Below are 13,692 nucleotides of genomic sequence, written 5' to 3' on the forward strand. Positions count from 1 at the left end.
AAATCAACTCAACGAGTACGTGGGCAGACTTCTTTATCATCAAAAAAATAAGCAATCTCACGTTGTGCTGATGTGACTGAATCTGAGCCGTGTACCGCATTTTCATCGATGCTGTTGGCAAAGTCTTTACGAATAGTGCCTTCACTGGCTTCTTGTGGGTTGGTAGCACCCATCAGTTCACGATGATGTGCCACCGCATTTTCACCCTCTAATACCGACACCACCACAGGTCCTGATGTCATAAAGCTGACCAAATCATTATAAAATGGGCGTTCTTGATGCTCAGCATAAAACCCCCCTGCCTTGTCATTATCCAAATGCAACATTTTGGTGGCGATAATTTTTAATCCTGCTTTTTCAAAACGGTCATAAATCTCACCGATGTGATTGCCAGCAACAGCATCAGGTTTGATGATGGATAAGGTGCGTTCAATCGCCATGTCATTCTCCCATGGTATTCATAAATGGTTATTCATAAATGGTTATCAATAAGTAACGCATTATATTTACCCAAAAACACAATCTTGTCAAGACAACAAAAACTTGATAAAAATACCGACAAATCTTGGGCAGATGGGTGGACGGCATCATCTGAGTGATTGGCTATTTTACCTAAATTTATCTGATTTTTATCTGATAAAAATGCTTGATTTGCTTATAATGACGATGCACAAGATGACGATAAAAACGATGAGTAAGGGTTGCCATGCGTAAAATCAAAATTTTTTTATCAACAAAACATTTACAAAACTTAATTTATACGCTATTAAGTAGCGGTACTTTGATATTGACCGCTTGTGATGCTGATACGACTTGGGGACACATCAATCAAACAGATGATGCTAGTCAATCCAATCAATATTGTCAAGCGTTTAAAGAGCCTTTTTGGTATGACATTTGTGCGATAGATGAAAAGATGCTATTAGCACCCTCACACCATCAGAACCATGGCCAACATGGCCAAAAAGACACTAAGCAACAAGCAGAACAACAAGCACAGAACTTATCACTTCGGCTGTTTTGGCGGCAAGCTGATGATAATACAGACAAAAACGCCAAGCCATTATTCACTTTTTCGGCATTAAAACAACAACTCAGTGCCAACAAACAACTGCTATTTGCCAGCAATGCAGGCATGTACAACCACGAATTTGCCCCCATTGGCTATACCGTGATTGATGGCAAGCAGATACTGTCACTCAATCTAAACGAAGGTGAAGGCAATTTTCATCTGATGCCAAATGGGGTGTTTTGGTGGAATGATGATGGCTTTCATATTGACACCAGTGAGCAAATGCAACGTCAGCTAAAAGCAGGGGTAAAACCTAAGTTTGCCACCCAATCAGGACCCATGCTGGTGATTGATGGGGCAATGCACCCAAAATTTACCGCTGATTCCACTTCTAAGAAAATTCGCAACGGCATTGGCATCAGCGAAGATGGTAAAATCAAACTGGTGCACAGTCGTGTGCCAGTCAATTTTTATGAGTTTGCATTATTGTTCCAAACTCAGTTAAATTGCAAGAATGCGTTATTTTTAGATGGTGGTATTGCATCAGCGTTATATGCTCCAGAGCTAAAAATTAACGATAAAAAAAACATGGGGGTAATGATAGGCTTGATTGAAAGTAAGTTTGATTGAAAGTAAACAGCAATCAATGCCAACAATCAATCCCAAACCAAATGGGTAACAACCCAGCCATTCTAAACCCAGTTACGCTAAAAATCTCTCACATCGACAAAATGCCCTGCAATCGCTGCCGCTGCTGCCATCGCAGGACTGACCAAATGCGTGCGTCCGCCATTGCCTTGCCTACCTTCAAAATTGCGATTACTGGTACTGGCACAATGCTCTTGTGGCTCAAGCTTATCAGCATTCATCGCAAGGCACATTGAACAACCCGGTTCACGCCATTCAAAGCCAGCATCGGTAAATATCTTATCAAGCCCTTCATTTTCAGCTTGTTGTTTGACCAGTCCAGAGCCTGCCACGATGATGGCTTCTTTAACGCTGTCAGCCACTTTGCGACCTTTAATCACATTGGCCGCCAAGCGTAAATCTTCAATGCGAGAGTTGGTACAAGAACCGATAAAAATTCGGTCAAGCTTAATATCGCTCATCGGTTGCCCTGCACGCAAGCCCATGTATTCATAGGCACGAATCCACGCATTTTTTTGCACATCGTCTTTTGCCATGTCCAACGTGGGTACATTTTGGGTGATGTCCACCACCATCTCAGGCGATGTTCCCCATGAGACTTGTGGGGCAATGTCACTGCCATCTAGCTCTATCACACTGTCAAATCGTGCATCAGCATCAGAATGCAGGGTTTTCCAGTATTCAACCGCTTTCTCCCAAGTCTCACCTGTTGGAGCGTACGGGCGACCTTTGACATAGTCAATGGTGATGTCATCTACCGCCACCATGCCAACCCTTGCGCCTGCTTCAATGGCCATGTTACAGACGGTCATACGCCCTTCCATGCTCATGTCTTTAAACACTTGTCCACCAAATTCAATGGCATGACCTGTACCACCTGCTGTGCCAATTTTGGCAATGATGGCAAGCACGACATCTTTGGGCGTAACCCCTTGCCCAAGTTTGCCATTGACTTTAATGAGCATATTTTTCATTTTCTTTTGAACAAGACATTGAGTCGCCAACACATGTTCCACTTCCGATGTGCCAATGCCATGTGCCAAACAGCCCAACGCCCCATGTGTGGCAGTATGGCTGTCACCACACACCACGGTCATACCAGGAAGTACCAAACCTTGTTCAGGTCCAACCACATGGACAATGCCTTGACGAATGTCATTGATGGTGAATTCTTCAATCCCAAACTTCTGACAATTATCATCTAATGTGGTCACTTGTAAGCGAGACACGTCATCTTTGATGCCCGCCATGCCTTGACTGCGTTCTTTGACGGTGGTTGGCACATTATGGTCAGGGGTGGCAATGTTGGCAGACAATCGCCAAGGCTTGCGACCTGCCAATTCAAGACCTTCAAAGGCTTGTGGGCTGGTCACTTCATGCAACAGATGACGGTCAATATAAATCAAACTTGAGCCATCATCACGCTGTCTAACCAAGTGGTCTTGCCAAAGTTTGTCATATAGGGTTAAGGTTTTGGGGCGACTGTTTGAATGGGGTATTGAATGGGAGATTGATTGTTGCATTGATGCGGTCATGGTGGTGGTCATTCCTTATGTTTAACGCTTTTTTTATTTTTGCGACTGCTGTTGTGATTGCTCTTATGATTGCTGTTGCGATTATAGCAGTCTCGTTTTATAATTATAATTGATGATTTTTATAAATTTCAAAACTTTTGGTTAATATTTATCATGAATACCACCAATCTCACTACCTTTGTGACTGTGATGCACACAGGAAGCATCTCGGCTGCTGCTGAAAAGTTGTTTATCACTCAACCTGCGGTCAGTAAACGCATCAAAAATTTAGAAGATGAGTTTGGGGTAACCTTATTTGATACGGTTGGGCGTGGCATCGTGCCAACTCAAGCGGCACATCGTTTATTACCACATGCCAAGCGATGGCTTGATGACTATGATAATTTTCGCATTAATCTAAAAAACTCGCAACACACAGTATCAGGCAAGTTGGTTATCGGCACAAGTCATCATATCGGTTTACACCACTTGCCACCTGTGCTGAAGCAGTTTATCCAGATGTATCCTGCGGTACAAATAGAAGTGCATTTTGTCGATTCAGAAGAAGCTCACAAGGCGGTGTTGGACGGTGATGTGGCGTTGGCGTTTTTGACTTTACCCCCTGTCTATGACAAACGTTTAAGCTATCATACGCTATGGTCAGACCCTTTATATTTTGTGACAGGAACGTTATCACCACTTGCCAAAAAGATTAATGTTACGCTTGAGCAACTGGCACATTATCCTGCGATTTTGCCATCTGCCAATACTTTCACCAGTCAGATTACCTTAGCAGAATTTGCCAAGCACAATCTTAAGCCTTATGCCACCATGAGTACCAATCCGTTGGAGTCCATTCGCATGCTGGTATCGGTGGGGCTTGGGTGGTCAGTGTTGCCTCAGACTTTGATTAACCAAGAGCTTGAGCCGATTGATATGAAAGATAACATTGAGCTACAGCGATATTTGGGCTTGGTGATTAACCCCAGTTTGACTCGCTCTGCCAGTGCTGATGCTTTGATGGGGCTATTATCACCCATTTAGCCTTGCTTACCCAATTGCCATGTCAGTCATCATTCCCACATTCATGTTACCATTTAAATAAAAATCATTCTTATTATTCGATTTGGTCAGTAAAATACACTATAATTAATTAATTCAAGCAAAAATTTTATGACCAAATGATTTGATTTATGGCTAAATTATTTTATATTGTAATTTTATTTAACCGCCATAACAAGCTAAAAACTAGGACTTCTCTATGAATGGAATAGACATTGGCGTGTGGATTTCACTCGCTGCTTATTTTGCTCTGATGATTGGCATTGGGGTGTATGCGTATTTTAAACAAAACAACGACTCCGAAGGTTATATGCTCGGTGGGCGTGGCTTAGGTCCTGCAGTAACGGCATTATCAGCTGGGGCATCAGACATGTCAGGCTGGCTACTGATGGGGTTGCCTGGCTATATGTACGCATCGGGTGTGGTGAGTATTTGGATTGCATTGGGCTTGACCATTGGGGCATTGTTAAACTATATCATCGTTGCCCCACGTTTGCGGGTTTATACCGAAGTGGTGGATAATGCCATTACCCTGCCTGACTATTTTTCTAACCGCTTTGAAGACAAGTCGCATCTGTTGCGTGTGATTTCTGCCTTTGTCATTATCTTGTTTTTTACCGTGTACACCGCAGCCAGCTTGGTCGGTGGTGGCAAGCTGTTTGAAAGCTCTTTGGGCATGTCTTATGGCATGGGACTGTGGATTACCGCTGGCATCGTGGTGTTATACACCCTAATGGGTGGTTTTTTGGCGGTGTCAATGACTGACTTTGTGCAGGGGGTCATCATGTTATTTGCCATGATTATCGTGCCTGTGGTTGCCTTTACTGATTTAGGTGGGGTTGCGCCCACCATTGAGACGGTACGCAACATCAACGCTGATTTGCTTAACATCACCAGTGGTGTGTCAATCATGGCGATTATCTCACTGATGGCGTGGGGGTTGGGTTATTTTGGTCAGCCCCATATCATCGTCCGCTTTATGGCGATACGCTCGGTCAAAGATGTGCCAACGGCTCGTAACATTGGCATCGGCTGGATGATTTTAAGCCTTATTGGGGCGTTATTGACAGGCTTTGCAGGTGTGGCGTATGTCAGAAAAACCGCCATGACTTTAGATGACCCTGAGACCATTTTTTTGGTATTTTCACAGTTTTTATTCCACCCATTGGTATCAGGATTTTTATTGGCGGCAATTTTGGCAGCAATCATGAGTACCATTTCTTCCCAGCTGCTTGTGGTGTCTAGTTCGCTGACTCGTGATATTTATCGACTGTATCTGGACAAAGAAGCCCCTGAGTCTCGACAAGTGCTGGTTGGTCGTATCTCGGTGATTGTGGTTGCGATTGTGTCGATTATGCTGGCATCTGACCGTGACAGTTCGGTGCTGGATTTGGTGTCTAATGCGTGGGCAGGATTTGGGGCAGCATTCGGTCCTTTGGTCATCTTTAGCTTATTATGGCGACGCATGAACCGTAATGGGGCATTGGCAGGCATGGTGGTCGGTGCATTGACGGTCATCATTTGGATTTATGGTGGCTTCACCATGGCTGATGGCACTGCTTTAAACAGCTGGTTATACGCCATTGTGCCAGGGTTTGTGCTGTCTAGCATTGCCATTGTGGTGGGTTCACTGGCAACCCCTGCTCCTAAGCCACACATTGTTGCACGCTTTGATGAGATGGAAAGTAAATTATGACGCTGACTGTTTGATTAACGCAATTACCATAGAACAAAAGCCACCAAATCAGCTTTGATGGCTTTATTTTTCTTATAAGACTTTCTTATAAGATTTACGAATAACCATTAACATAACAATACAAAAATATTAAGCTTAAAAGTATACATTCGTATACCAATAATATAAGCTTAATCAAGTAAAATCAAAGATTAAGATTTTATTTCCACTAACGAACCCACTCACCAAATACGCTACTCTACCAAACACTCTCAAGGAAGTTTACCATGAACCAACAATTTTTTGACAACATGAGTGATAATTTAAAAGAAAACTCTCGCCAATTTTATCAGCCTTGGGCAAGACTTAACCAAGCCATGCTTGCCAATGCCGAAAAAATGACCCAGTTTTCTTTAAACACCATGCGTACCTATTCAGAAATGGGGCTGACCCAACTGCGTAACGCATCAGAAGTGGACTCTGCTGAAAAAGCCAGCCATTTTGGACAAAAACAAAGCGAATTGCTTAACCAAATGGGGCAACAAATGCTCGAAGACGCTCAGCGTATGACTGACTTAGGCAATGCCATGCGTCAAGAAATCATCACCGCCATGAATGAAATGTATGGCGATGCGTCAAACAACATGCAAAATGCCATGCAATCTGCCACCGAACAAGCCAGCAAAAACGCCGAAGTATTTAACCAAAAAGTGGCAGAGAACTTTAACCGCACCAGTGAACAGATGAATGAAGTCATGCGTCGTGGTAATGAAATGGCAAGCAATATGACCAAAGCCGCCACTGATGCTGCTGCCAAAGCCAGTGAGCAAGCTTCTGAAGCGGTCAAAAAAGCCACCGAACAAGCCAGCAAAACCACCACCAGCTCATCTAACACCAAAACAACAGGCAGTAGCACCAGTAAGACCACCAGTAAATAAGGCTTTTGCTTGTGCTTAAGTTTTGGTTAAATAAAGGCTTAACCACCTTAACATAAAAGCAATCATATAAAAGCAATCCATTGGCTTGAGTGGTTACCAACTGCTCAAGCTTTTTTATACCAAGCTGATAACCCAAAAAAATGGACTTTAATTCACTGATTTTGGAAACTGATTATGGCAACCTATGACTCATCTGCCACCGATAAAAGCAATCAAGATAATACCATCAATCAAAATAATAACAGCAATCAAGACCATGACCACACAAATCAAGATGCGTTTGCTGACATGATGCACGTGTTTTTACAATGGCAAAAACAATGGCAAGACAGTATCCAACAAGCCCAACATCTGTTTACACAAAACATGAGTGAACAACACCTTAAACCTGAGCATATTCAACAGGCATTTACAGGGTTTACATCACCCAAGCCCAGTCAAGATAACAATCAAACACTCAAGCAAAACCCTTTTTTGTTCAATCCCTTTGCCATTTTGATGAACACACACGCCAGCGATAATCAACAAAAATCTGCTGATATCCGCTCACAGAACCCTAATCCACAGAGCCAAAGAAATGAACCGTTTTATTTTAACCCTTTTGACATTTGGTTTAATAATCCCATTACTCAAAGTATGACTGACACCGCTTTGCGTATCAACAACCAAATGCTACGCATGAGTGGACAAAACAGCCCCACCAGCACCTCGGTAACGTTTGATTTGCTTCAAGGTTGGCAACATTTTGCCGAGATGATGCAACACAATCCGGGGGTGATGGTCGATGAGCAAACCAATCTTTGGAAAAACCAATGGCAACTTTGGCAAAACACCTTACTTAAAATGAGTGGACAGCAACCTGATGCTGTGGTAACTCCAGAAAAAGGCGACAAACGTTTTAATGATGCAGAATGGGACAACAACCCATGGTTTGATTATCTAAAGCAGCATTATCTGCTCACATCACAAGCCATGATGCAAACCATTGATGAACTGGAGGGCGTGGACGATAAGACTCGCCAGCGGTTGTCTTTTTTTACTCGCCAATGGATAAACGCCGTTGCTCCCACTAATTTTTTGTTTACCAACCCTGAAGTGCTTCGGCTGACCATAGAAACACAAGGGCAAAATTTAATAGACGGTCTAAAACAGTTGGCAGTAGATCTTGAAAACAGTGCAGATACGCTAAATATTCGCATGACTGACCAATCTGCCTTTCGAGTCGGTGATAACATCGCCACCGCCAAAGGGCAGGTGGTGTATCAAAATTATCTGTTTGAGCTTATCCAGTATGCCCCAAGCACAGAAAAAGTGTATCAAAAACCGCTGGTACTTGTTCCACCTTGGATTAATAAATTCTACATCATGGATTTGCGTGAAAAAAATTCTTTTATCCGCTGGGCTGTGGCACAAGGTCATACGGTGTTTGTGTTGTCATGGGCAAATCCCACGCCACATTATAAAGACATCGGCATGATTCACTACATGCACGATGGCCTACTCACCGCTTTAGATGAAGTCGAACGCATCACAGGCGAATCACAAGCCAACGTGGTAGGCTATTGTATTGGTGGCATGCTCACGTCATTGACATTAGGTTGGCTTGCCAAACAAGGGCAAAGTAACCGAGTTGCCAGCGCCACTTTATGGGCATCTATCATTGACTTTAGCGACCCTGGTGACATTGGCGTGTTTGTCGATGAAAAAATCGTCAACGCCATCAACCAACAAAATGACCAGCTGGGCGTGTTTGATGGACGCATGATGGGGGTATCATTTAGCTTGCTCAGAGAAAACAGCCTGTATTGGAATTATTTTGTACAAAATTACCTAAAAGGTGAGCGTCCAGTACCATTTGATTTGCTGTATTGGAACTCAGACTGTACCAATGTAACTGCTAGCTTGCATCAGTTTTTATTGGGTGAATTTTATCTTGGTAACAAATTACAAGCTAAGGGTGAGTTGCTGTTTGATGGGGTACAAATAGATTTACGAGAAGTGAAGACACCAGTTTTTTCGGTTGCTACTTTACAAGACCATATTGCCAAATGGAAAAGCTGTTACCCTGCCACACAAGTGTTTGGTGGACAGACCAAATTTGTGCTGGGTGAGTCAGGACACATCGCTGGCATCATGAACGCCCCTGGCGGTAAATATGGCTATTATCGCACCCAACAAAACATGAACACGGATACCAGCTCATACCCCGTCGATGCTGACCAATGGTATGAAACCGCTGAATTTGTCCAAGACAGCTGGTGGCACGAATGGCAAGACTGGTTGGCAACCACCCCTGACAATGCGTCATTCATGAGCAAAGATAAGCTTGTGCCTGCTCGCCAAGTTGGTCAAGACCATCAAGGTCAGACAATCACCACTTATGGCAATGCCCCCGGTACTTATGTGCTGGTAACTGCTGAACAAGCGTTAAAAAGTAATCGAAGACCTGTTAATGCGTATTCGTCTGATACTTAAAAGGCTTAGCTTAAGCCATTTGTCTAAACCTTTCATCTGGCCTTTCATCTGAGTCTTTTAAGCCATATCATGAATGGCTTAACGGTATGAATGACACGTCATCATTTGACGTGTCGTTTTTGTTGGTAAAAAGATGACTTTCTTTGGTTTTGTATAAAAAAATTTCATAAAACACCATTTTGCCCATGATTGACTGACCACCCCCTTGTCAGCCCTTATCTGCTCGTCAATACAAAAAATCAAGTATTTTTTATCACATCATCGTCATAACAAAGGCATAATCAGCCTAAAAAATCAACCTAGCATTTTGCCTAATTTTTCATTATATTGTGCCACAATCCAATGAAAAACCCCATATATGGTATTTTTATGGTGGTTTTGCCATGCTTTTACCATATGGTATTTTCGTCAGTCAAAACGGAGCAAGCCTATGACCCATATTGATAATATCCAAGTAACCAAACGTGATGGACGCTTAGAATTGATTGATTTGGATAAAATTCACAAAGTCATTACGTGGGCAGCCAAGGGCTTAGATAATGTGTCGGTATCACAGGTTGAGCTAAAATCACACATTCAATTTTATGAAGGCATCAAAACCCGTGATATCCACGAGACCATCATCAAAGCTGCTGCCGACCTTATCAGTGAGCAAACGCCAGACTATCAATATTTGGCAGCACGTTTGGCGATTTTTCATTTGCGTAAAATCGCCTACAATCAATTTGAGCCACCACATTTATTCGATCATGTCAGTAAACTTACTCAAGCAGGGCGTTATGACGCTCACATCTTGGCAGACTATTCACAAGCAGAATTCAATGAGCTAAACGACCATATAGACCATTGGCGAGACATGAACTTGGCTTATGCCGCTGTTGAGCAAATGGCGGGCAAATATTTGGTACAAGACCGTGTCAATAAGCAGGTATTTGAAAGCCCACAATTTCTTTACATGTTGGTTGGCATGTGTTTATTTGCAAGCTATGATACTTTGTATGATAAAGACACTCGCATGGATTATATCAAGCGGTTTTATGACGCAACTTCACAGTTTCGTATTTCATTGCCCACGCCCATCATGTCAGGGGTACGCACACCATCACGCCAGTTTAGTTCATGTGTGCTGATAGAATGTGGAGACAGCTTAGATTCCATCAACGCCACCACCAGCGCCATCGTGCGGTATGTATCACAACGAGCTGGCATTGGGGTTAATGCTGGACGTATTCGGGCGTTAGGAAGCCCCATTCGTGGCGGTGAAGCCAAGCACACAGGCTGTATTCCATTTTATAAGTTGTTTCAAACGGCGGTGAAATGTTGCTCACAAGGTGGTGTGCGTGGTGGGGCGGCGACACTGTTTTATCCACTGTGGCATTTGGAAGTAGAAAGCCTGCTTGTGCTAAAAAATAACCGTGGTGTCGAAGACAACCGTGTGCGTCAAATGGACTATGGCGTACAAATTAACAAAACATTATACACTCGACTTATTAAAGGTCAGCATATCAGCCTATTTTCACCATCTGATGTGCCGGGTTTGTATGACGCATTTTTTGCTGACCAAGATGAATTTGAACGTCTGTATGAAAAGTACGAAGCAGACGACAACATTCGTAAACGCCAAGTCCCTGCCAGTGAGCTGTTTAGCATGATGATGCAAGAACGTGCCAGCACAGGACGTATCTATGTACAAAACGTTGACCATTGCAACACTCACAGTCCCTTTGACCCTGCAATCGCCCCTATCCGTCAGTCTAACTTGTGTATGGAGATAGCCCTACCCACCAAAGAGTTAGACAACATCAACGATGATAAAGGCGAGATTGCCTTATGCACACTGTCAGCGGTGAATTTGGGTAAGGTAGAAAAGCTGACCGACATAGAAGAACCTGCTGAGCTTATTGTGCGTGCGTTAGATGCTCTATTAGATTATCAAGACTATCCTGTCATCGCTGCCAAAAATAGCAGCATGCAACGCCGCACCTTGGGTGTGGGGGTCATCAACTATGCGTATTATTTGGCAAAAAATGGCACGCGCTACTCTGATGAATCAACAGCCACCAATGGGGCTTTGGCACTAACGCATCGTACTTTTGAAGCGTTACAATATTATCTGCTAAAAGCATCTAACAAACTGGCACAAGAGCAAGCCCCTTGCCCTGCTTTTACCGAAACCACATACGCACAAGGCATCTTACCGATTGACACTTATAAAACCGACCTAGATAAAATTTGTGCTGAGCCATTGCATTACGATTGGGAAAGCTTGCGTACTGACATCAAAAACCATGGGTTACGTAATTCCACCTTGACCGCATTAATGCCCTCTGAAACTTCCAGCCAAATTGCCAACGCCACCAATGGCATTGAACCACCTCGTGGTTTGGTATCCATCAAGGCATCTAAAGATGGCATTTTAAAACAAGTCGTCCCTGACATTGACCGCCTAAGACATCAGTATGAACTGCTGTGGCACATGCCCAATAATGACGGTTATCTTAAACTGGTTGCCATCATGCAAAAGTTTGTTGACCAAAGCATCTCTGCCAATACCAACTATGACCCCAGTCGCTATGAAGGTGGACGAGTACCGATGAAGGTGTTATTAAAAGACTTATTAACCGCTTATAAGCTTGGCATAAAAACCCTTTATTATCATAACACTCGTGATGGAGCGAACGACACTCAAGAAAACATCGATGACGGTTGTGCTGGGGGGGCGTGTAAGCTATAAGTGATAAATTCTCAGTTGTCATTGTTAGGGCGTATTGCTGGATAAAAGCCATTGTGCCAAATGACAGACACGCCCTAACGGTCAATTGGTTAATGTTTAAACTTTATCGCACAATACCACGGCGACTGTTTGTCAAGCTGTCTATCATCAGCTGAATTTTAGGTTCATCTGCCACCATTGGCTTAAGTTTGGCGATGGCTTGGTCTGTGGTCAGGCCACTGCGGAACACCCATTGATATGCTTGGCGTAACTGACTGATGGTATGGCTTGACCATGATTTGCGTCGCATGCCTTCAATATTTAGCCCACGCACTTTAGCAGGGTTGCCTGACACAGTGGTGAAAGCCATGACATCTTTGATAATCAAACTGGCAGCAGCAATCATGGCATAATGTGCCACATGACAAAACTGATGAATACCAGCATTGCCACCGATGACCACATAATCACCAATACGCACATGCCCTGCCACGCCCACGTTATTGGCTAAGATGTTATGGTTGCCAACCACGCAATCATGAGCAATGTGAGTATTGACCATAAATAAGTTATGACTGCCAATTTTGGTTACTCCCCCATCTTGTACCGTCCCCCGATGAAAGCTACAGGCTTCTCTTATCAGATTATTATCACCAATCTCTAGCCATGTCTCTTCGCCTGCATACTTTAGGTCTTGGCAATCTTCACCGATACTGGCGAATTGATAGATTTTATTATTTTGCCCAATTTTGGTATTTTTTCTTATCACCACATGCGACATCAACACGCACCCTGCACCAATACTGACATCATCACCAATAATACAATACGCCCCAATTTTGGCAGTTGGGTCGATATGAGTATTATCTGAGATGATGGCTGTTGGGTGAATGGTCATGAATGTTACCTAAAATCAAAAATAAATACGCACAAGTCGAACAAGGTTTTCAACATCACTTTTTAGTATGTTGCAAAAGCTGTTGTTGCAAAATCGGTCATTTTAAAAACTGTTATCTTGTGTGCTGGGCTGTTTAATGAGTGTGATTTCAGCACTGGCAGCCATCTGTCCATCTACCAATGCTTGTGCTTGATATTTGGATACCTGTCGCTTTTGGCCAGATAAAGTGGCGGTCAGCCACAAGCAATCACCAGGGATAACTTGGCGTTTAAATCGGACATTATCGACTCCTGCAAACAGATACACCATACCATCGCTCAAGTTCTTGCCATCACTGACAAAGCCTAACACACCAGCAATTTGAGCCATGGCTTCGACCATCAATACCCCCGGCATCAAAGGTTGATTGGGGAAATGCCCATTAAAAAAATTTTCATTATTGCTTACATTTTTATAACCCACGATGTTCAACCCTGCCCGTAGTGCCACCACCCTATCTAACATCACAAATGGATAACGATGTGGCAAAAACCGTTTTAAGGTTTGTGAGTTTATCGGCAATGATAATGATTGCAGACTTAATGCTTGTAAGTCGTCATCAGTCATGGCGAAATCACTTGCCAAACCCAGCTGACTTAAACGGTCATTGATATTATCAACTGACATCACATTCATAGGGGACGTGTGGCTCATGTGCTTGTTCCTTCGGGTTTTTTAATCTTGTTTATCATGTCATGCGTTTGGTTTTTATTTGTGT

10 protein-coding genes are annotated in these 13,692 nt (G+C 43.2%); 6 read left to right on the top strand and 4 right to left on the bottom strand.

Features of this window, described 5'->3' with window-relative positions:
• Positions 1–8 precede the first annotated feature (8 nt).
• Positions 9–440: a nucleoside-diphosphate kinase gene (ndk, locus tag WDM69_RS06020; RefSeq protein WP_078306821.1), complete on the bottom strand. Its 432-nt coding sequence runs from the start codon at positions 438–440 to the stop codon at positions 9–11.
• A gap of 266 nt (positions 441–706) precedes the next feature.
• Between ndk and WDM69_RS06025 the strand changes: the two genes are divergently transcribed.
• Positions 707–1,642, top strand: a complete 936-nt coding sequence (locus tag WDM69_RS06025; RefSeq protein ID WP_078306822.1) for a phosphodiester glycosidase family protein — start codon at positions 707–709, stop codon at positions 1,640–1,642.
• A 77-nt stretch (positions 1,643–1,719) separates the two neighbouring features.
• On the opposite strand, the gene leuC is transcribed toward WDM69_RS06025, so the two are convergent.
• Positions 1,720–3,183 (bottom strand): 3-isopropylmalate dehydratase large subunit, encoded by a 1,464-nt coding sequence (gene leuC / locus WDM69_RS06030; RefSeq protein ID WP_078307069.1) that lies wholly within the window; start codon positions 3,181–3,183, stop codon positions 1,720–1,722.
• A 165-nt stretch (positions 3,184–3,348) separates the two neighbouring features.
• On the opposite strand from leuC, the gene WDM69_RS06035 reads away from it, so the two are divergent.
• The 5 genes from WDM69_RS06035 to nrdA all read left to right on the top strand — a co-directional run bounded on the left by WDM69_RS06035 (position 3,349) and on the right by nrdA (position 12,058).
• The gene (locus WDM69_RS06035; protein ID WP_078306823.1) at positions 3,349–4,218 is read left to right on the top strand and encodes a LysR family transcriptional regulator; all 870 of its coding nucleotides are present in this window, start codon (positions 3,349–3,351) and stop codon (positions 4,216–4,218) included.
• A gap of 217 nt (positions 4,219–4,435) precedes the next feature.
• Positions 4,436–5,932 carry a sodium/proline symporter PutP gene (gene putP, locus WDM69_RS06040; RefSeq protein WP_078306824.1) on the top strand — a complete coding sequence of 499 codons (1,497 nt, stop codon included), beginning with the start codon at positions 4,436–4,438 and terminating at the stop codon, positions 5,930–5,932.
• Between the two features lie 266 nt (positions 5,933–6,198).
• The gene (locus tag WDM69_RS06045; RefSeq protein ID WP_078306825.1) at positions 6,199–6,849 is read left to right on the top strand and encodes a phasin family protein; all 651 of its coding nucleotides are present in this window, start codon (positions 6,199–6,201) and stop codon (positions 6,847–6,849) included.
• Between the two features lie 174 nt (positions 6,850–7,023).
• On the top strand, positions 7,024–9,324 hold the full coding sequence (gene phaC, locus WDM69_RS06050) for a class I poly(R)-hydroxyalkanoic acid synthase (protein ID WP_338755114.1): 2,301 nt from the start codon (positions 7,024–7,026) through the stop codon (positions 9,322–9,324).
• A gap of 430 nt (positions 9,325–9,754) precedes the next feature.
• The gene (gene nrdA / locus WDM69_RS06055; RefSeq protein ID WP_338755115.1) at positions 9,755–12,058 is read left to right on the top strand and encodes a class 1a ribonucleoside-diphosphate reductase subunit alpha; all 2,304 of its coding nucleotides are present in this window, start codon (positions 9,755–9,757) and stop codon (positions 12,056–12,058) included.
• A 103-nt stretch (positions 12,059–12,161) separates the two neighbouring features.
• Here nrdA and lpxA read toward each other — a convergent pair whose 3' ends face one another.
• Both lpxA and fabZ read right to left on the bottom strand, forming a co-directional pair.
• Positions 12,162–12,935 carry an acyl-ACP--UDP-N-acetylglucosamine O-acyltransferase gene (gene lpxA / locus WDM69_RS06060; RefSeq protein WP_338755116.1) on the bottom strand — a complete coding sequence of 258 codons (774 nt, stop codon included), beginning with the start codon at positions 12,933–12,935 and terminating at the stop codon, positions 12,162–12,164.
• 102 nt (positions 12,936–13,037) lie between these two features.
• Positions 13,038–13,601 (bottom strand): 3-hydroxyacyl-ACP dehydratase FabZ, encoded by a 564-nt coding sequence (gene fabZ / locus WDM69_RS06065; RefSeq protein ID WP_422393274.1) that lies wholly within the window; start codon positions 13,599–13,601, stop codon positions 13,038–13,040.
• Positions 13,602–13,692 lie beyond the last annotated feature (91 nt).

Origin of the sequence: Lwoffella lincolnii (assembly GCF_037201985.1) — a bacterium.
Classification (GTDB): Bacteria; Pseudomonadota; Gammaproteobacteria; order Pseudomonadales; family Moraxellaceae; genus Psychrobacter; species Psychrobacter lincolnii.

Excerpts from the sequence above, each read along its gene's own strand:
- ndk (WP_078306821.1), bottom strand. The coding sequence starts at position 440 with ATGGCGATTGAACGCACCTTATCCATCATCAAACCTGATGCTGTTGCT.
- WDM69_RS06025 (WP_078306822.1), top strand. The coding sequence starts at position 707 with ATGCGTAAAATCAAAATTTTTTTATCAACAAAACATTTACAAAACTTA.
- leuC (WP_078307069.1), bottom strand. The coding sequence starts at position 3,183 with ATGCAACAATCAATCTCCCATTCAATACCCCATTCAAACAGTCGCCCC.
- WDM69_RS06035 (WP_078306823.1), top strand. The coding sequence starts at position 3,349 with ATGAATACCACCAATCTCACTACCTTTGTGACTGTGATGCACACAGGA.
- putP (WP_078306824.1), top strand. The coding sequence starts at position 4,436 with ATGAATGGAATAGACATTGGCGTGTGGATTTCACTCGCTGCTTATTTT.
- WDM69_RS06045 (WP_078306825.1), top strand. The coding sequence starts at position 6,199 with ATGAACCAACAATTTTTTGACAACATGAGTGATAATTTAAAAGAAAAC.
- phaC (WP_338755114.1), top strand. The coding sequence starts at position 7,024 with ATGGCAACCTATGACTCATCTGCCACCGATAAAAGCAATCAAGATAAT.
- nrdA (WP_338755115.1), top strand. The coding sequence starts at position 9,755 with ATGACCCATATTGATAATATCCAAGTAACCAAACGTGATGGACGCTTA.
- lpxA (WP_338755116.1), bottom strand. The coding sequence starts at position 12,935 with ATGACCATTCACCCAACAGCCATCATCTCAGATAATACTCATATCGAC.
- fabZ (WP_422393274.1), bottom strand. The coding sequence starts at position 13,601 with ATGTCAGTTGATAATATCAATGACCGTTTAAGTCAGCTGGGTTTGGCA.